The organism is Ruegeria sp. HKCCD7221 (assembly GCF_013031225.1).
Lineage (GTDB): Bacteria > Pseudomonadota > Alphaproteobacteria > Rhodobacterales > Rhodobacteraceae > Ruegeria.
Genome location: NZ_WPZE01000001.1, coordinates 298,338 through 315,346, shown reverse-complemented (window position 1 = coordinate 315,346; position 17,009 = coordinate 298,338). Strand labels below are relative to the sequence as shown.

Below are 17,009 nucleotides of genomic sequence, written 5' to 3'. Positions count from 1 at the left end.
GACCCGACCTCGTTCAGTCCTTGGCCAGCCAGCCCGGGATATGCCCGATATTGGGCAATACAACATCCGCAAATGGTGCCAGTGTCTCGGCCGGGGCCAATCCGGTCAGAACTCCGATTGTGGTCATACCCGCAGCGCGCCCGGCCTGTAGATCGTGCAGACTGTCGCCAACCATCGCGACCCGCTCGGGGGCGACATCGACATGTGCAGCAAAGGCCAAAAGCTGTCCCGGCCCGGGCTTGTATCCGTGTCCACTGTCGTATCCTGCGACAAAATCGAAATGTTCTCTTATCCCGGCCGAAGCCAAATGCTCGAGCGCGGGCATCTCACCGTCGTTCGTTGCCACACCCAGTTTTAACCCCGCATCGCGCAACCCGTTCAGAAAAGGCGCCAAGGGAACAGCAGGGGCCTGTGGCGCTGAGGCTGATTCTACGTTCAGCAAGTCAATCAGCTCTTCGTGTTCCATGTCGGGTAGATGCGGAACCAGGACGTCTGCCACCTCTTCCACGGTTCCGGCGATCACAATGCTGTCTTCGGAATAGGTCACGGATTCCAGATCAAACCCGATGATGCGGCCCAATTCCGCCGCGCGCTGATTGTCTCCATCCGCCAAACGCAGCAACACGTTGCGCCCAAAAGCGCCCCACGTATTCGTAAAATCAAACAGAGTGCCGTCCTTGTCGAACAAAATCGCATCAATGGGCATTACGTGCTCCCGCAGGGAAAAAGCTTCAGGTCCAGTGCATGTCCGCGCCGCCAGACAGAACTGCGCGGGCTTGACCGGGCAGTTCGTAAGGCACGGAATTGGTGTCACAAAAGGACATCACCCACGAATCGTCAAGCACAAGAAAATCAAGTACCGACCCAAGGAAATCCGGATCCTCTGCCCTGTCTCTTAGATCCTGAACGGACGCCCCGGTTGACCCAAGAAAAACCGGTAGCAATTCCTCGTTCCCAACGAGCCAACCCAGCACGTTCAAGGCCAAAGTTTCAGCGGATTGGGCAGATAATACCATTAAATTGCCCCGGATCAGACATTGGAAAGGGTTTGTTAACCAGACTCATAAACACTTTGGCAACGCATGCAATCAACGGTGACACAAATGTCGGTTCAGGGAACCATCCTTGTCCTAGACGGGACCTCGACCAATCGCATCATGCTGAAGGTTCAGCTGACGGCGGCCTGGTATCACGTTGTGCAGGCCGAAAAGCTGGACGGTCTGGTCGGGCTGTTGCGGCGCACACGCCCGGACCTTGTGCTGACCGCGCAATCCCTGCCGGATGGCACGGCGGCAGAGGTCAAGAAACTGGTGGCAGCCGATCCAGACCTTGCCGATGTGCCAGTGGCGGCAATTGCTGCCCAGAACGACAAGGCGGCCAGACTGAAAGCGCTTACGGATGAGCTGGATGATGTCATTGCCCCACCTTTCAAGGATACTCTCTTGCTTGCCCGGGTCCGTAGCCTTATGCGTGCACGCGCCGAGACTCAGGAACTCAGAATAGGAAGTGGGTCGCAATCGTTAGGGTTTGCCGAACCCGCAACGGGTTTCACGCCAGCATAAAAGCCTGCCCGGGTTGCGGTTCTGACACAATCCACCAAGACAAGCGCGCTGTGGCACAAGGCACTGTCCGGGAAAACGCGGCACGCGCTGGCCACGCATACCTGTTCGAATTTGCAGGGGCTTTTGTCAGGCCCTCTGCCCGATGCAATTGTCATTGAAATCAACCCAAAGGCCCTAAGCACCCTAGCCGACTTGCGATCAAGGGTCGGTACAAGGCGAACGGTTCTGATTGGCGTTCTGCCTCAGGACGGCGCGCAGCTTGCCGCCGACGCGCTTGATCGCGGGGTGGATGCGATTTGCCAGAGCGGATTTTGCGCCGACGAAGTTGCGTTGCGACTTGAAAATCAAATCGCCCGGAAATCCCGATTGGATCAGATGCGTGCATCGCTGTATCGCGGGGTCGCCGAATCCTGGATCGACCCCCTGACCGGACTTCACAATCGCCGGTATGCCATGCACGCCATGGATCAAATTGCGCGCAGGTCATCCCAAGCCAACAAGGGTTTTGCGGTGATGCTGGCGGATTTGGATCATTTCAAATCGATCAATGACCGTTACGGTCACGTCGCTGGTGACTTTGTGCTGACCGAAGCGGGCAAACGTTTGGAACGCGCGATTGGATCAGCCGGTTTCGTCGCGCGCATCGGCGGAGAGGAATTTCTGATTGGCCTGCCGGAAACAACACAATCTGGCGCCCTTTCCATCGCCCGAACCTTGTGTGACTGCATCCGTCAGTCCCCGTTTTCACCCCCGGACAATCGGAAATTGGTACAGGTCACAATCAGTATCGGACTTATCGCGACAAAACCTCAAAAGTCCTCTGTTGCGCCGTTGGATGGCTTGATCCGGTCAGCGGATTCCGCCCTGTACGCTGCAAAGAAAGCAGGCAGAAATCAGGTGCGGGTCAGACAATGTGCTGCCTGAAACCATTAGTCCTTTTTCTTGCGGCCATGCGGTCCGCGACGAACGACCTCTTCCAGACGATCAGCATAAATCAGACGCTCGTCGCTGGTCATCGACGTGACGCGGTCAAGCCACTGCTCTTGTAAGGCCACTTGCAGATCGGCCATGGACTGCGCCTGTCGGGACAACAGCGTCTGAACGGCCACAGGATCAAAGGGATCGGCGCGCAATGCCTCATTCAGCGTTGCGAAATCCCTGGAGCGGCTGCTTGACCCTTTTCTGTGCCGATCCGACAGATCACCCCGCAAAGCCTTCCGATCATCCTTCGGCAACGCGCGATAAAGAGCAGAGCCAAACCCGGGCGGGGCCTTGGCGTGATCGTTGCCTTTGACCCGCAGAACGGTTCCGACAGCCATCCCAACAATCAAAAGATTGAGCGCAAGGGACACGGCCAACAGGATCGGCATCCACCGACGCTTGGGTTGTGGACTATCGCTCATTCGGTGTCCTCCAGAAATGATGTATCGAGGTCGGCGAGAACAAAGCTCGTTTCCTGCCCATAAATGTAGGTGGCGGGGTCCGGCAAAAAGCCCGGAGCGGCAAAGCCGATCCACACACCCGCTGCACTGGCCGCGACCAGCCCCCCCATGCCCTGCCAGCCTCCGACGCCATCAACAATCCGCGTCCAAAGCGAACGAGCGGGTTTGCCTGCGGGCGTCTTCTGACCCAAACGCACTTCTTCGGCGTCTGTCAGGATGCGTACTGCAAGTGTATCCGGCAGCTCCGGTCGGTTCTGACGGGCTTGCGTAAATAACTGATCCAGTTGCTTTTCGTCTTCAGTCATCGTCATACCCCAATTCACCACGCCTATCGGACAGAATGGCCACCAAGCTCCGTTTTCCGCGCGCGGTCAGGCTCTCGACCGCTTCTACAGAAATACCCATGATCCCGGCAATCTCGGGGTTGGGCAATTCCTCTATGTGCCGCAAAACAACGGCTTGTCGCTGTCGCTCGGGCAGTTGTGACAAGGCCACCTGAAGCGCATCCTTACGGGCTTTGTCCTGCATACGCTCGGCAACACTGGCCTGACCATCTTCTGGCTCTGGAACATCGGCCAGACGGTCAGGTTTTTGCTTGCGCAGGTGATCCACACACAGGTTCATCGTTACGCGATACAGCCATGTTGAAACCTTTGCCTGCCCCGAAACCCAATCCGGGGCCATCTTCCAAAGGCGCATCATTGCCTCTTGCGTGATATCTTCCGCCTCTGCCTGTGATCCCAGCATCCGAAGGGCAACCGAAAAACTTCGCGGTCCAAGCCGGTCGGTCAGAACGCGCGCGGCCGCTGCGTCGCCACGGGCGAACTGACCCAACAGGGCATCATCGCTGAGCGTGTTCGCGGTGCAGGCCGCACCACGAACATCCTGCAGTGAAGAGGTCAGATCCTGCATTCCGCATCAGCTATCGTCAGAACCACCCTTGTCGCGTTTCTTGTGGTGCCGACCCATCTTTTTTTTTGCATCCGCAAATTCCTGTTCCGAAATCACACCGCTATTGTCCGCGTCTATACGGTCAAACATCTTGTCAGCGCGGCGCGGTTTGGGCAACTCATCCTCGCTCAGAAAGCCATCCTGATTGGCATCGTGCCGCTCAAACATCTTCGAGACACGTTCGTTCACCTTCTTCTGGCTGGCCGCCTGCATCTCTTCGACGCTGAGTTGACCATCTCCGTTGGCATCCGCATCCAGGAACCGCTGGCTTCGATGGGCCTGCATTTCCTCCGGCGTAACCTGCCCGTCATTGTTCGCGTCCAATTCCTCAAACGTCACAGGTTCGTGACCGCGCTGACCTGCCGCCAGAACCGAGGTGCCTGTAATCGCGACAGCCGAGAGAACAATCGCCGGGATAAACTTCGCGCTTTTCATATCGGTTTTCCTTTGTTTGTGCGGCGTCGTTGCCGCTGCTCACATAGGTTCAAACGCCGCTGCGCGTGGGTTCCGTCGCAGAATTTCAAAAAAAACATCACTCCCTTTAAGGACACAAAGCGACGCACCCCCCTTTTCTACACGTCAAAACATGCGCAATATCCCACAAATCGAAACGCGCGAGTATCATGATGACAGATCAAACGATCGATACCACGGCTCAGGAAGACCGGCCCACTTGGCCGGCTTTGGCCAAGGGTTTTCGTTGCCGTTGCCCAAAATGCGGTGAAGGAAAGCTGTTGCACGACTATCTGAAGGTGAACCACACTTGCTCGTCCTGCGGGCAAGAACTGTTTCACCACAGGGCGGATGACGGCCCGGCTTACCTGACGATTCTGCTGGTCGGGCATCTACTGGCACCGGCGCTGCATGTCTCATACGTGCATTGGCGGCCCGAGCCTTTGACGATGTTCCTGATATTCGCGATTGGATGCACGGCATTGTCCCTGTTCCTGTTGCCGCGTTTGAAAGGTGCTGTTGTCGCCTATCAATGGGCGCGCCGTATGCATGGGTTTGAAAAATCGCAATGACCCCGACGATACAGGTGTTCAAAGTATGACGGTTGACAAAACTGCGATCCGCGACGCGGCGACGGTCATCGTTCTGCGCGACCGTATGACAAATCCGTCAATCCTGATGGGACAACGCGGAGCCAAAGCTGCGTTCATGCCCAACAAATTCGTGTTCCCCGGTGGCGCGGTCGACAAAGAAGATGCCGAGATCCCTCTGGCCTCTGACATGCCAACCCTGTGTCAGGACCGTCTGGCAGAAAGGTCCGAGCCGAACCTGCAAAACGCGCTCGCCGCCGCTGCAATTCGTGAATTGTGGGAGGAAACCGGGCTGGTTCTGGGCCACCCCGAAGCTTGGCCTACGCCTGCCCCAGTGGATTGGACCGGTTTCGCTGAACTGGGCTATCGCCCGGCCGCCGAGGCGTTGCAGTTCGTGTTCCGCGCTGTGACCCCTCCTGGGCGTCCCCGCCGGTTTGATGCGCGGTTTTTCCTTGTCGATGCTTCAGCAATTCAAGGAAATTTGGATGACTTCAGCCGCGCGTCTGAAGAGCTGTCCCATCTGCAATGGGTTCCCTTGGAACGCGCGCGCGAGTTCGATCTTCCCTTCATAACCGAAGTTGTCCTGGCCGAAATCACGGCGCGGGTGACAGACACCGCGCCGCCGACATCGGTCCCCTTCCTGCTGAATCGGGAAGAGGAAAGCCTATTTCTAAAGCTCAAAGGTTATCCGATGCCCGAAAGCGACTGACCGTCGCTTACTTCATCCTGCTGATAACAGTGGTGACTTCGGGCTTTTTGCCGATCTCTGCCTTGGCCGTCTGACGTACAATTCGACGCATTGCCTCTTCCAGCTTGTCGTCGTCGCGCAGAGTCTTGGCATCGGCGCGCACGAGGAGCTGGTTCAGATCTTCTTCAAGAACCTCAACCAAGGCAGCACGAGAGGTTCCCAACTCAGGCAATCCCATCGTATCGCACCATGGCTCGCCCAGCGGTTCATCTTCTTCGTCCAGAATGACCGTAACAGTCACATGACCGTTCAGCGCCATTCGAATTCGGTCGCGCACAACGCCATCCAAAGCGCCGACTTTGACGGTGCCGTCCAGATAAGTCCGGCCCGTTTCGACATAATCCACCGCATTTGGCGCATTGCCGGTCAGGTCCAGCATAGTGCCGTTCACGGCCAAAACACCTGTCCGACCGCCCACTTCGGCAAGTTTCACGTGCTCTCGCAGGTGACGATGCTCACCATGCATCGGAATGACGAATTGCGGGTCAATCAGCGCATGCACTTTCTCAAGGTCTGGCCGGTTCGCGTGGCCCGAAACGTGATACAGGCCCGAACTGTCGTCCACGACATCCACGCCTTTTTCGCTGAGCTGATTGATGATGAAGATCACACCCCGCTCGTTCCCCGGAATTGTCTTGGACGAAAACAGGAACAGATCGCCCTCTTTCAACTCCAGTCCGCGGTATTTTCCACGCGCCAGTTGCGCGCTTGCGGCGCGGCGTTCACCCTGACTGCCCGTAACAATCAGCATCAGGTTTTGGCGCGGCACATCCACCGCCTCTTCCGCGCTGATCACTTTCGGAAAGTCCGACAGAATTCCGGTTTCGGTTGCCGCTTCGATCATGCGACGCATCGCCCGGCCAAGCAAAACGACCGAGCGCCCAGCCTTTTGCCCCGCCTCTGCGAGCGTCTTCACCCGGGCGACATTCGACGCGAAGGTCGTTGCCACAACCATGCTGCTGGCATTTTCGACCAGTCTAGTAATTTCAGGTCCGACCTCGGATTCCGATCGACCGTCATGAGGGGAAAACACGTTGGTGCTGTCGCACACCAATGCCTTAACGCCGGGCTTGGCGACTTCGGCCCAAAGGTCGGGGTCGAAAGGTTCACCTACAACCGGATTGGCGTCCAGCTTGAAGTCGCCGGAATGTACGATCCGCCCCTCGGGCGTATCAATGACCAGCGCCGCGCTTTCGGGGATCGAGTGTGAGACCGGCAAGAACGCGACCTTGAAAGGGCCCACCGATACCTGCTCGGGCCAGGCGGAAACCGTTCGCACGGCGTCTTCTGGGTGGCCATGCTCTTCCATCTTGCGGCGCGCAATATTCGCGGTAAAGGCCCGGGCATAGATGATCGGTGCGCCCAAAGCCTCATAACAATGCGCAACCGCGCCGACATGGTCTTCGTGGGCATGGGTCACAAACACTGCATCCAAACGATCCGCTCGTTCCTGCAGCCACGAGATATCGGCGTGGATCAGATCGACGCCCGGCGTGGTGTCCATATCGGGGAACGTTACCCCAAGGTCGACGAGGATCAGACGCTCCTGCTCCGGCTTCCCATAGCCGTAGACATAGGCATTCATGCCAATTTCGCCTGCACCGCCCAGCGGCAGATAGATCAGTCGTTCACTGCTCATGTTGAGCCATTTTCCTTGTTATAGCGATGGATTACAGTCAGGCCGCGCATCGTCAGGTCATCCTCGATCGCGTCAAACCCAACGTCGGCCTGATCGAACAACGGAGCAAGTCCACCGGTCCCAACGACCTTCATCGGCATTCCATATTCCGCTTTGATGCGGGCAATCAACCCTTCGATCAATCCCGAATAGCCCCAATACACGCCGGATTGAATACAGCCAACCGTATTCGTACCAATCACCTTGTCAGGACGGGTAATATCGATGTGCGGCAACGCAGCCGCACCCTGATGCAACGCCTCAAGGCTCAGGTTGACGCCCGGCGCAATGATCCCACCGACATATGCCCCATCCGAGGCGACCACATCAAAATTCGTGGCTGTTCCGAAATCAACGACGACGACATCGCCGCCGTGACGGTCAAACGCGCCGACCGCATTGGCCAGCCGGTCAGGTCCGGGAATGGTGCCTTCGTCAATTCGTGGGGCAACAGGCAGCAGGCATTCGGGCTTACCAACCACCAGCGGCCTGCAGCCAAAGAACCTGTCTGCGAATATGCGCAGGTTGAACACCACGCGCGGCACGGTTGAGGCGATAACCACGTCTGTAATGTCCGCCTCAATACCATAGTGTTTCACTAGCGTGGAATACCATGTGAAATAGGCATCCGCCGTCCGAGAGTGGTGCGTTGACGTGCGCAAGGTGCACAGAAAGGTTTCCCCGTCCCAGATCGAAAACACCGTATTCGTATTGCCGCAGTCAATTGCCAGAAGCATTTGAGCCTCCTTCAGAAAAACACGTCCGCCGCCGGAATGCTGACGCGGCCTTTGGCGGTGTTTAGGACAAGGTTGCCACCCGCGTCCACTGTTTCAAAGGTTCCAACCGACTCGGACGTTGCGGTACGGGCGGTTATCACCTCACCCAACCGGGCCGCACGGTCCAACCAGGCCGTCCTGATCGGCTCAAACCCATAGGTCACAAACTGCGTCTCGTATTTCGAATACGCCGCAGCCAGTTCTGTCAAAAAGTCTTCTGGCGTGACGTCGACACCCATTTCTGACAGTAAGGAAACCGGACGCACCGCACCTGGTTCAACCGCATGCGGGAGGGGCGCTTCGGACAGGTTCACGCCGATCCCAATAGCCAGATGCGAGACACCGTGCCCGTGGCCAGTGCTTTCCAGCAGGATCCCCGCCAATTTCCCGCCGTTCAGTAACACGTCATTCGGCCACTTCAGGGAAAAACCACTCGCGCGCCCGGTGACGGCGACACAGGCATCAAATAGTGCAAGCGCCGCCACGAAGCTGCGTAACGCCGCCTGTTTCGGGTTTCCTTCGGGGCGCAAAAGTAGGGTCGCCGCCAGGTTTCCCTTGGGGTTGGCCCAGGCCCTGCCCCGTCGCCCTCGGGCCGCTGTTTGGTGGTGCGCCAGAATCCAGACTGGCCCCTGCGCGGTTGGAGCGATCCGGGCCGCCTCATTCAGCGTGCTGTCGACCTCCTGCAGAATATGCAGGCCATATCCTTGCGGCCATTGGGTCATTGTAAAAAGGCCCGGTCTGCTGACCGAGCCCTCCAAAAAAGTGTGATGCGCATCTTAGTTGACAAGAGTTGCCGCCGCAGCCGCAGCCGCGCCTTCGATGCCAAACTGATATACGACCCCGACCAGCATCAGCACCGCCGACCCCATCAGAGCAGTCCACAACACGGGCGAAGAGTGGGTTTCGACCGGTTCATCATTCTCGGCCCCGAAATACATGTAGAAAACGATCCGCAGATAGTAGAACGCCCCAATAACCGAAGCGATGGCAGAAACGATCACCAAACCGGTCAGCCCGGCGCTGACGCCAGCCTGCCAGACGCCGAACTTGGCGAAGAATCCCAGCATCGGGGGCACGCCTGCAAGGCTGAACATCAGGACCAAAACAGCAAGCGCCTTACCCGGATCACGCTTTGCAAACTGACGTAAAGCGTCGATATCGGTGACAGGTTTGCCGTCACGCTCCATCATAAGGATGAAGGCAAAGGTGCCGATATTCATGGTCACATAGATCGCCAGATACATCAGCATCGCCTTGATGCCCAATTCCGTACCCGCAGCAAGACCAATCAGAGCATAGCCCATATGGGCAATCGACGAAAACGCCATCAGTCGCTTGATGTCGCGCTGACCAATGGCCGCAACTGCGCCCAACAACATCGACAGGACCGAGAGCAGGACGATCACCTGCTGCCAATCCTTGACCACTCCGCCAAAGGCATCATGCAGCAGACGCGCAAACAGCGCCATCGCTGCCACTTTTGGTGCCGTAGCAAAGAATGCGGTGATCGGCGTGGGTGAGCCTTCGTAGACGTCCGGAGTCCACATGTGGAACGGAACCGCCGAGACCTTGAACGCCAGACCCGAGATCAGGAAGATCAGGCCGAACAGCAGCCCGACCGAAACATCTCCGTGGTGTACCGTCTGGATAATGCCCGAGAACAGCGTGGTCCCGGTGAAGCCATACACCAGCGACGCACCGTACAGCAGCAGGCCCGAGCTGAGCGCACCAAGAACGAAATACTTCAGGCCGGCCTCGGTGGATTTCGCACTGTCACGGCGCAGGGCGGCCACGACATAAAGTGACAGGGATTGCAGCTCTAGCCCCATGTAAAGGGACATCAGGTCGCCTGCGCTGACCATCATCATCATGCCCACTGCGGCCAGAGCGACCAGCAACGGGTATTCGAACCTGAGCAAGCCGCGCCGCGCCATATAATCCTGGCTCATCAAAAGAACGGCAGCGGCAGAGAGAAGGATCGCAACCTTGGCAAAGCGCGCGAAACCGTCATCCACGAACATGCCGTTGAAGGCGACATTGGTGCCATCACCGTTCGTCGCGATCCAAATCGCGAGCAAGGCCATCAAACCAGCGGTAGACCACACCAAAACGGGTGCCAGCCCATCCTTTGATGTATAGACCGCCCCTATCAGCGCCAGCATCGCATAAACGGCCAGAATTATTTCCGGCAGGATTATCGTCAGATCAGCCTGGATCATGTCTCCAAAGCCCCCTTAATGCGAAGCAGCTGTCTGGGTCACGGCCTCTGCCGCGGCCAGAGCCGTGTCATAGTTCGAAATCAATGCCGCGGTCGAGTTGCCGATCACATCGGTCACGAGCGACGGGTAAACGCCCAACAGGATCGTCATTACGATCAGCGGCGCAAAGATCAGCCGCTCGCGCGAGCTCATGTCTGTCATCGCCTTCAGGCTTTCCTTGATCAGATCGCCAAAGACCACCCGGCGGTAAAGCCACAGCGCATACCCGGCCGAGAAAATCACGCCGGTCGCAGCCACAGCCGTCACCCATGTGTTCACTTGGAACGCGCCCATCAGGGTCAGGAATTCGCCGATAAAGCCCGAGGTGCCCGGCAAGCCGACATTAGCCATGGTGAACAGCATGAAGACCAGCGCATAGGCGGGCATCCGGATCACCAGACCTCCGTACGCGTCGATATCACGGGTGTGCATCCGGTCGTAGATCACGCCGACGCAGAGGAACAGCGCGGCCGAGATAAACCCGTGGCTGATCATCTGGAAGATCGCGCCATCAATGCCCTGCTGGTTCGCCGCAAAGATGCCCATGGTCACAAAACCCATATGCGCGACCGAGGAATAGGCGATCAGCTTTTTCATATCCTCCTGAACCAGCGCCACCAGCGAGGTGTAGACAACCGCAATCGCTGACATCCACAGCACCAGATCGGTCATCACCGCCGAACCCACTGGGAACATCGGCAAGCTGAACCGCAAGAAGCCATAGCCGCCCATCTTCAGCAAGATCGCCGCCAGCACCACCGAGCCCGCCGTCGGGGCCTGAACGTGTGCGTCTGGCAACCACGTATGAACCGGCCACATCGGCATCTTCACCGCAAAGGATGCGAAGAATGCCAGGAACATCAGCGTCTGCATTCCGCCAACGATGTAGACGCCCAGCACGCTGAACCCCTCGGACGAGAACTGATGGCTCATCAGCGCCTCGATATCCGTGGTGCCCGCATCCGCATACATCGCAACCATCGCAACCAGCATCAGCACCGAACCGAGGAAGGTATAGAGGAAGAACTTGAAGCTTGCATAAATCCGGTTCGCACCGCCCCAGATACCGATGATTAGGAACATTGGGATCAGGCCTGCCTCGAAGAACAGGTAGAACAGCACCAGATCCAGCGCCATGAACACGCCCAGCATCAGCGTTTCCAGAAGCAGGAAGGCGATCATGTATTCCTTGACCCGGTCTGTCACGTTCCAGCTGGCCAGAATGGTCAGCGGCATGATGAAGGTGGTCAGTAGCACGAACAGAACGCTGATCCCATCCACGCCCATCTTGTACTTCAGGCCCAGCAGCCACTCACCCTCTTCCACCATCTGAAAGCCGGTGTTGGATGGGTCAAAGCCTGTGTAGATGCCGATGGAGACAAGGAACGTCACCGTGGTCGCCACCAACGCAACCCATTTCGCGTTGCGCTGCGCGGCATCGTCATCGCCGTGCAGAAACAGGGCCAGAATGCCTGCCGCCACAGCGGGGATGAAGGTAACGATCGAGAGGATATTATCCATTAGTGTGCGCCTCCGCCGATCGACATCCAGGTGACAAGGGCTGCTATCCCCAAGACCATCCAGAAGGCATAAGTAAAGATGTAGCCCGTCTGCGCCTTGCCTGCGAGGCGGGTGAAGAAGGGAACAACGCCCATGGCAATCCCGTTCAGGAAGCCGTCAATAGTGTTGCCATCACCGCGTTTCCACAGGAACCGGCCAAGCGCCACGGTGGGTTTGACGAAGATCACGTTGTAGATCTCGTCAAAGTACCATTTGTTCAGCAGGAACAGGTACAGCGGACGCTGGTTCTGTGCCAGACGTCCCGGCAGCGATGGGTTCACGATGTAGAACCAATAGGCCATCGCAAAGCCCAACAGCATCGCAACAAAGGGTGAAACCTTGACCCACTTAGGCGCCGCATGCGCATCGTCCAGCACATGGTTGTCCGGCGCCATGTACAGCGCGCCCTCGCCCGGCTCACCTGCGAAAACATAGTGATGATCGCCATGAGCATCCTTTTCACCATGACCGTCATCCGCGTGGTCATCGCCGTGACTTTCATCTGCGTGGCTATCATCGCCATGCGCGTCAGCTTTGCTGTGATCACCGGCCTCGGCATGTTCCGACGCCTCTGCCAACGGGATGCCATAGAACTTGCCGACCTTGTCTGCGTGGCCAAAGAAATTGCCGTACCAAATCATGCCCGCAAAGACCGCGCCCAGCGAGAGAACGCCCAGCGGCACCAGCATGACCATCGGGCTTTCATGCGCATGGTCGTGTGTATGCTTGTCGCCGCGCGGCGTGCCGTAGAAGGTCAGGAAGATCAGACGCCAGCTATAGAAGGACGTAAACGCCGCCGCCACGACCAGCAGCCAGAAGCCATAGGAAGACCCACCGGCATAGGCGCTCTCGATGATCGCATCCTTCGACAGGAAGCCAGCGAAACCGAAGGTCGTCAGCGGAATACCAACGCCTGTGATGGCCAGCGTGCCAATCATCATCGCCCAGAAGGTATAGGGGATCTTTTTGCGCAGACCGCCATACTCGGTCATTTCCTGTTCGTGGTGCATGGCGTGGATGACCGAGCCTGCCCCAAGGAACAGCAGCGCTTTGAAGAAGGCGTGCGTGAACAGGTGGAACATCGCCGCCGAATACATCCCAACACCTGCCGCCACGAACATGTAACCCAGCTGCGAACAGGTCGAATAGGCGATGACGCGCTTGATGTCGGTCTGAACTAGACCCACGGTCGCGGCGAAGAAGGCGGTCGTGGCGCCCAACACGGTGATGAACCCGGTCGCACCCGGCGCGAACTCCATCAGCGGAGACATGCGGCAGACCAGGAACACACCCGCCGTGACCATGGTTGCGGCGTGGATCAGGGCCGACACAGGCGTCGGGCCTTCCATCGCGTCGGGCAACCATGTGTGCAGGATCAACTGCGCCGATTTCCCCATCGCACCGATGAACAGCAGCACGCAGATGACCTCAACAGCGGTCCATTCGCCCCACAGGAAGTGCAGCTTTTCCTCAGCCAAAGCCGGGGCCGAGGCGAAAATGTCCGAAAAGTTGATGCTGTCGGTAAGAAAGAACAGCGCGAAAATCCCCAGCGCAAAACCAAAGTCCCCCACACGGTTCACAATGAACGCTTTCATCGCCGCCGCATTGGCACTCGGTTTGCGGTAATAGAACCCGATCAGCAGGTAGGACGCGACGCCCACGCCTTCCCAACCGAAGAACATCTGCACCAAATTATCCGCCGTCACCAGCATCAGCATGGCAAAGGTAAAGAAGGACAGATAGGCGAAGAAACGCGGCTTATAGCTCTCGCCCTCGCGCCATTGCGGGTCGTGATCCATGTAGCCGAAGGAATACAGGTGTACCAGCGCCGAAACAGTCGTCACCACGATCAGCATGATCGCGGTCAGCCGGTCCAAACGAATGGCCCAGCTTGTCGACAGCGATCCGCTCTCGATCCAGCGCATGATCTCGATCTGTTGAGTGACGCCGTCGAACGAGAAGAACACGATCCACGACAGCAGACAGGCCAGAAATAGAAGGCCCGTCGCGGTCCACATCGCGGCTTTCTCACCGATGAACTTCCAGCCGAACCCGCAGATCAGCGCGCCCACCAGCGGGGCAAAAAGGATGGTGGTTTCCATGTTCCCTTACCCCTTCATCATATTGACGTCTTCAACCGCGATCGAGCCACGGTTGCGGAAGAAACAGACCAGAATGGCCAGTCCAATCGCCGCCTCAGCCGCCGCAACGGTCAGGACAAACAGCGTAAACACCTGCCCGACCAGATCGCCGAGGAAGCTCGAAAACGCCACGAGGTTGATATTCACCGCCAGCAGCATCAGTTCGATGCTCATCAGCAGGATGATGACGTTCTTGCGGTTCAGGAAGAGACCGAAGATGCCGATGACGAACAGCGTCGCCGCGACCGTAAGATAGTGTTCGAGTCCGATCATCGTCTTATAGCCCCTGCCCCGGTTTCACGTCCTTCAACTCCATCGCCTTGGCCGGGTCGCGCATCATCTGGCTGATGATGTCCTGACGCTTGATGTCCTGACGGTGGCGCAGGGTCAGCACGATGGCGCCGATCATGGCGACCAGCAGGATCAGGCCCGCAAGTTGGAACAAAAGGAAGTATTGATCGTAAAGAATGACACCCAGCGCCTCGGTATTGTGGCGGTCGGTTGGGACTGGCTGCGCCAGATTGGCCGCCGCCCCTTGCGCGCTGTCCCATGCGCCGAAGGCCATGACGAACTGCATCAAGATGACCAGACCGATCAGCAGCGCCAGCGGCATATAGCGCGCCATTTCGGCCTTAAGCTCAGCAAAGTCCACGTCCAGCATCATCACCACGAACAGGAACAGCACCGCGACCGCACCGACATAGACGATGATCAGCAGCATCGCCACGAACTCGGCCCCCAGCAGAACGAATAGCCCAGCCGCAGACAGGAAGGACAGGATCAGCCACAGCACCGAGTGCACCGGCTGGCGGCTGATCACCGTGAACAGCCCGCCGGTGACAGCGCTGATGGCAAACAGGTAAAAGGCAAAGACGGTCATTGATCCTCATCCTTGTTGTCGCCCATGGCCTGTTGCGCCAGATCCAGCGCACGGGTCATGGCCGGGATGCCGGCAAAGACCGACATCTGACCGATCGTTTCCACGATCTCTTGTTTCTTCGCACCCGCCTCGAGCGCATGGCGCACAGTCTGCCGCACCGCTGAATCCGCCTGCGCGCCCTGACAGGTCAACCCGGCCAGCGTCAGCAAAAGGCGGGTCTTAGCGTCCAGCCCGTCGGTGTTGACCGTGTTGCCGAACATCATCTCCATGACCTCTTTGGGCATGGTCGGCCACAACGCCTCAAACCCTTTAGGCGAGAAATTCTCCATCGCCGGGTTCATCGCCTTGGCCATGTCCTGAGCCTGCTTCATCATTAGCTCAAAGGGATTTGTCGGACTGTCTGTCATCGGTACGGCGCGTCCATTTCGAGGTTGCGAGCGATCTCGGCTTCCCAACGTTCACCGTTGTCGAGCAGTTTTTCCTTGTCATAAAACAGCTCTTCGCGGGTTTCCGTCGCGAATTCGAAGTTCGGACCTTCGACAATGGCATCGACCGGACAGGCCTCTTGGCAGAAGCCGCAATAGATGCACTTAGTCATGTCGATGTCATACCGCGTGGTGCGGCGGCTGCCGTCCTCGCGCGGTTCGGCGTCGATAGTGATCGCTTGCGCGGGGCAGACCGCCTCACACAGTTTGCAGGCGATGCAGCGTTCCTCGCCATTGGGATACCGACGCAGGGCGTGCTCGCCGCGGAACCGAGGCGACAGAGGACCTTTTTCGTGCGGGTAGTTCACGGTAGCCTTTGGGGCGAAAAAGTACTTCAGCCCCAGCTTCATGCCGACCCAGAAGTCTTGCAGCAGGAAATACTTGGCAGCGCGGGTATAGTCGATTTGTGTCATATCAGCCTCCTACGCTCCAACGGGCGAACGCACCCCAGAACCAGTCGAACTTTGCTGCGAAGGCCACGAACACCACCCAGACCAGCGAGAAGGGCAGAAACACTTTCCAACCCAACCGCATCAACTGATCATAGCGGTAGCGGGGCGTGATTGCCTTGACCATTGCAAACAGGAAGAAGAAGAACGCCATTTTGGCGACCATCCACAGCACGCCATCGGGCAGACCCGGAATGGGTGACAGCCAACCACCGAAGAACAGCAGCGAGATCAGCGCGCACATCAGGAAGATGGCGATGTATTCCCCAGCCATGAACAGCAGGAAGGGCGTGGCCGAGTATTCGACCTGATAGCCTGCCACCAGTTCCGATTCCGCCTCGGGCAGGTCAAACGGCGGTCGGTTGGTTTCAGCCAGCGCCGAGATGAAAAACAGGAAGACCATCGGGAAATGCGGCAGCCAGTACCAGCTGAAGAAGCCAAACCGACCGTCCTGTGCCTCTACGATGTGTCCAAAATTCATCGACCCGGTCGAGATGATCACACCGATGATGATCAAGCCCAGCGAAACCTCATACGAGATCATCTGCGCCGCAGACCGCAGCGACCCAAGGAACGGATACTTTGAGTTCGACGCCCAACCGCCCATAATCACGCCATAAACCTCCAACGAGGATACGGCAAAGACATAGAGGATCGCGACGTTCAGATCTGACAGCACCCAGCCATCGTTGAACGGGATCACCGCCCAAGCAATCATCGCCAGCACGAAGGATGTCAGCGGCGCCAGCATAAAGACCGTGCGGTCCGCACCCGCTGGGATCACGACCTCTTTCACCACGTATTTCAGTGCGTCCGCCACGGATTGCAGCAGGCCGTAGACGCCAACGACGTTGGGGCCCCTACGCATCTGGACGGCGGCCCAGATCTTGCGGTCGCCATAAACAAGGAACAACAGCGAAATCATCACAAAGGCGACGACGGCCAGCACCTGCGCCAGAATGATGAGGGCGATGCCGCCGGGGGTGTTAAAGAAATCAGCCATTGGTCCTCACACCGTGGGTCGTCAGGGAAGTGT

At 57.9% G+C, this 17,009-nt stretch carries 21 protein-coding genes; 4 read left to right on the top strand and 17 right to left on the bottom strand.

Translation table 11 applies throughout. From position 1 onward, the window contains the following. Window positions 1–13: 13 nt before the first annotated feature. Both GOX73_RS01585 and GOX73_RS01580 read right to left on the bottom strand, forming a co-directional pair. Entirely contained in the window at window positions 14–706 is a 693-nt protein-coding gene (locus tag GOX73_RS01585; RefSeq protein ID WP_171134758.1) for an HAD family hydrolase, read from the bottom strand. 25 nt (window positions 707–731) lie between these two features. Further along, the gene (locus tag GOX73_RS01580) at window positions 732–1,016 is read right to left on the bottom strand and encodes a DUF3572 domain-containing protein (RefSeq protein ID WP_171122642.1); all 285 of its coding nucleotides are present in this window, start codon (window positions 1,014–1,016) and stop codon (window positions 732–734) included. Window positions 1,017–1,103: 87 nt separating this feature from the next. Between GOX73_RS01580 and GOX73_RS20695 the strand changes: the two genes are divergently transcribed. After that, window positions 1,104–1,562, top strand: a complete 459-nt coding sequence (locus GOX73_RS20695) for a two-component system response regulator (protein WP_254429099.1) — start codon at window positions 1,104–1,106, stop codon at window positions 1,560–1,562. Window positions 1,563–1,685: 123 nt separating this feature from the next. Continuing rightward, a complete protein-coding gene (locus tag GOX73_RS20690) occupies window positions 1,686–2,486 on the top strand; it encodes a GGDEF domain-containing protein (protein WP_254429098.1) in 801 nt (266 codons plus the stop codon). A gap of 5 nt (window positions 2,487–2,491) precedes the next feature. Here the strand turns inward: GOX73_RS20690 and GOX73_RS01570 are convergent, their stop codons facing one another. Genes GOX73_RS01570 through GOX73_RS01555 form a run of 4 tightly spaced genes read right to left on the bottom strand, consistent with a single transcriptional unit; the run spans window position 2,492 to window position 4,390 of the window. Further along, window positions 2,492–2,965 (bottom strand): periplasmic heavy metal sensor, encoded by a 474-nt coding sequence (locus GOX73_RS01570; RefSeq protein ID WP_171122640.1) that lies wholly within the window; start codon window positions 2,963–2,965, stop codon window positions 2,492–2,494. Then, window positions 2,962–3,309, bottom strand: a complete 348-nt coding sequence (locus tag GOX73_RS01565; protein ID WP_254428672.1) for a hypothetical protein — start codon at window positions 3,307–3,309, stop codon at window positions 2,962–2,964. The genes GOX73_RS01570 and GOX73_RS01565 overlap by 4 nt, the downstream gene beginning before the upstream one ends. Beyond that, window positions 3,302–3,916 (bottom strand): RNA polymerase sigma factor, encoded by a 615-nt coding sequence (locus tag GOX73_RS01560; protein ID WP_171122639.1) that lies wholly within the window; start codon window positions 3,914–3,916, stop codon window positions 3,302–3,304. The genes GOX73_RS01565 and GOX73_RS01560 overlap by 8 nt, the downstream gene beginning before the upstream one ends. Before the next feature lie 6 nt (window positions 3,917–3,922). Beyond that, window positions 3,923–4,390 (bottom strand): EF-hand domain-containing protein, encoded by a 468-nt coding sequence (locus GOX73_RS01555; protein ID WP_171122637.1) that lies wholly within the window; start codon window positions 4,388–4,390, stop codon window positions 3,923–3,925. Between the two features lie 191 nt (window positions 4,391–4,581). On the opposite strand from GOX73_RS01555, the gene GOX73_RS01550 reads away from it, so the two are divergent. Together GOX73_RS01550 and GOX73_RS01545 are read left to right on the top strand one after the other, a co-directional pair. Next, window positions 4,582–4,980, top strand: coding sequence for a DUF983 domain-containing protein (locus GOX73_RS01550; protein ID WP_171122635.1), 399 nt, complete (start codon window positions 4,582–4,584; stop codon window positions 4,978–4,980). 25 nt (window positions 4,981–5,005) lie between these two features. Next, on the top strand, window positions 5,006–5,707 hold the full coding sequence (locus tag GOX73_RS01545) for an NUDIX hydrolase (protein ID WP_171122633.1): 702 nt from the start codon (window positions 5,006–5,008) through the stop codon (window positions 5,705–5,707). A 7-nt stretch (window positions 5,708–5,714) separates the two neighbouring features. Here GOX73_RS01545 and GOX73_RS01540 read toward each other — a convergent pair whose 3' ends face one another. The 11 genes from GOX73_RS01540 to nuoH are packed head-to-tail and all read right to left on the bottom strand — an operon-like array spanning window position 5,715 to window position 16,976. Beyond that, window positions 5,715–7,385, bottom strand: a complete 1,671-nt coding sequence (locus GOX73_RS01540) for a ribonuclease J (RefSeq protein ID WP_171122631.1) — start codon at window positions 7,383–7,385, stop codon at window positions 5,715–5,717. Beyond that, on the bottom strand, window positions 7,382–8,161 hold the full coding sequence (locus GOX73_RS01535) for a type III pantothenate kinase (RefSeq protein ID WP_171122629.1): 780 nt from the start codon (window positions 8,159–8,161) through the stop codon (window positions 7,382–7,384). Before GOX73_RS01535 ends, GOX73_RS01540 begins: the two co-directional genes overlap by 4 nt. Window positions 8,162–8,172: 11 nt before the next feature. Further along, on the bottom strand, window positions 8,173–8,922 hold the full coding sequence (locus GOX73_RS01530; protein ID WP_171122627.1) for a biotin--[acetyl-CoA-carboxylase] ligase: 750 nt from the start codon (window positions 8,920–8,922) through the stop codon (window positions 8,173–8,175). A gap of 54 nt (window positions 8,923–8,976) precedes the next feature. Further along, complete coding sequence (gene nuoN / locus GOX73_RS01525) at window positions 8,977–10,419, bottom strand: NADH-quinone oxidoreductase subunit NuoN (protein ID WP_171122625.1); 1,443 nt, start codon at window positions 10,417–10,419, stop codon at window positions 8,977–8,979. Between the two features lie 15 nt (window positions 10,420–10,434). Continuing rightward, window positions 10,435–11,979, bottom strand: coding sequence for an NADH-quinone oxidoreductase subunit M (locus GOX73_RS01520; RefSeq protein ID WP_171122623.1), 1,545 nt, complete (start codon window positions 11,977–11,979; stop codon window positions 10,435–10,437). Continuing rightward, window positions 11,979–14,120 (bottom strand): NADH-quinone oxidoreductase subunit L, encoded by a 2,142-nt coding sequence (nuoL, locus tag GOX73_RS01515; protein ID WP_171122621.1) that lies wholly within the window; start codon window positions 14,118–14,120, stop codon window positions 11,979–11,981. The genes GOX73_RS01520 and nuoL overlap by 1 nt, the downstream gene beginning before the upstream one ends. Window positions 14,121–14,126: 6 nt before the next feature. Beyond that, the gene (gene nuoK / locus GOX73_RS01510) at window positions 14,127–14,432 is read right to left on the bottom strand and encodes an NADH-quinone oxidoreductase subunit NuoK (RefSeq protein WP_050602759.1); all 306 of its coding nucleotides are present in this window, start codon (window positions 14,430–14,432) and stop codon (window positions 14,127–14,129) included. A gap of 4 nt (window positions 14,433–14,436) precedes the next feature. Further along, window positions 14,437–15,039, bottom strand: coding sequence for an NADH-quinone oxidoreductase subunit J (locus GOX73_RS01505; protein WP_171120795.1), 603 nt, complete (start codon window positions 15,037–15,039; stop codon window positions 14,437–14,439). After that, window positions 15,036–15,446: a carboxymuconolactone decarboxylase family protein gene (locus GOX73_RS01500; RefSeq protein WP_171122619.1), complete on the bottom strand. Its 411-nt coding sequence runs from the start codon at window positions 15,444–15,446 to the stop codon at window positions 15,036–15,038. Before GOX73_RS01500 ends, GOX73_RS01505 begins: the two co-directional genes overlap by 4 nt. Then, window positions 15,443–15,937: an NADH-quinone oxidoreductase subunit NuoI gene (gene nuoI, locus GOX73_RS01495; protein ID WP_170331439.1), complete on the bottom strand. Its 495-nt coding sequence runs from the start codon at window positions 15,935–15,937 to the stop codon at window positions 15,443–15,445. The genes GOX73_RS01500 and nuoI overlap by 4 nt, the downstream gene beginning before the upstream one ends. Before the next feature lies 1 nt (window position 15,938). Further along, window positions 15,939–16,976 carry an NADH-quinone oxidoreductase subunit NuoH gene (gene nuoH / locus GOX73_RS01490; protein ID WP_171120790.1) on the bottom strand — a complete coding sequence of 346 codons (1,038 nt, stop codon included), beginning with the start codon at window positions 16,974–16,976 and terminating at the stop codon, window positions 15,939–15,941. Window positions 16,977–17,009: the final 33 nt, after the last annotated feature.

Coding starts and splice junctions, on each gene's coding strand:
- GOX73_RS01585 (WP_171134758.1), bottom strand. CDS start 706: ATGCCCATTGATGCGATTTTGTTCGACAAGGACGGCACTCTGTTTGAT.
- GOX73_RS01580 (WP_171122642.1), bottom strand. CDS start 1,016: ATGGTATTATCTGCCCAATCCGCTGAAACTTTGGCCTTGAACGTGCTG.
- GOX73_RS20695 (WP_254429099.1), top strand. CDS start 1,104: ATGTCGGTTCAGGGAACCATCCTTGTCCTAGACGGGACCTCGACCAAT.
- GOX73_RS01570 (WP_171122640.1), bottom strand. CDS start 2,965: ATGAGCGATAGTCCACAACCCAAGCGTCGGTGGATGCCGATCCTGTTG.
- GOX73_RS01565 (WP_254428672.1), bottom strand. CDS start 3,309: ATGACTGAAGACGAAAAGCAACTGGATCAGTTATTTACGCAAGCCCGT.
- GOX73_RS01560 (WP_171122639.1), bottom strand. CDS start 3,916: ATGCAGGATCTGACCTCTTCACTGCAGGATGTTCGTGGTGCGGCCTGC.
- GOX73_RS01555 (WP_171122637.1), bottom strand. CDS start 4,390: ATGAAAAGCGCGAAGTTTATCCCGGCGATTGTTCTCTCGGCTGTCGCG.
- GOX73_RS01550 (WP_171122635.1), top strand. CDS start 4,582: ATGACAGATCAAACGATCGATACCACGGCTCAGGAAGACCGGCCCACT.
- GOX73_RS01545 (WP_171122633.1), top strand. CDS start 5,006: ATGACGGTTGACAAAACTGCGATCCGCGACGCGGCGACGGTCATCGTT.
- GOX73_RS01540 (WP_171122631.1), bottom strand. CDS start 7,385: ATGAGCAGTGAACGACTGATCTATCTGCCGCTGGGCGGTGCAGGCGAA.
- GOX73_RS01535 (WP_171122629.1), bottom strand. CDS start 8,161: ATGCTTCTGGCAATTGACTGCGGCAATACGAATACGGTGTTTTCGATC.
- GOX73_RS01530 (WP_171122627.1), bottom strand. CDS start 8,922: ATGACCCAATGGCCGCAAGGATATGGCCTGCATATTCTGCAGGAGGTC.
- nuoN (WP_171122625.1), bottom strand. CDS start 10,419: ATGATCCAGGCTGATCTGACGATAATCCTGCCGGAAATAATTCTGGCC.
- GOX73_RS01520 (WP_171122623.1), bottom strand. CDS start 11,979: ATGGATAATATCCTCTCGATCGTTACCTTCATCCCCGCTGTGGCGGCA.
- nuoL (WP_171122621.1), bottom strand. CDS start 14,120: ATGGAAACCACCATCCTTTTTGCCCCGCTGGTGGGCGCGCTGATCTGC.
- nuoK (WP_050602759.1), bottom strand. CDS start 14,432: ATGATCGGACTCGAACACTATCTTACGGTCGCGGCGACGCTGTTCGTC.
- GOX73_RS01505 (WP_171120795.1), bottom strand. CDS start 15,039: ATGACCGTCTTTGCCTTTTACCTGTTTGCCATCAGCGCTGTCACCGGC.
- GOX73_RS01500 (WP_171122619.1), bottom strand. CDS start 15,446: ATGACAGACAGTCCGACAAATCCCTTTGAGCTAATGATGAAGCAGGCT.
- nuoI (WP_170331439.1), bottom strand. CDS start 15,937: ATGACACAAATCGACTATACCCGCGCTGCCAAGTATTTCCTGCTGCAA.
- nuoH (WP_171120790.1), bottom strand. CDS start 16,976: ATGGCTGATTTCTTTAACACCCCCGGCGGCATCGCCCTCATCATTCTG.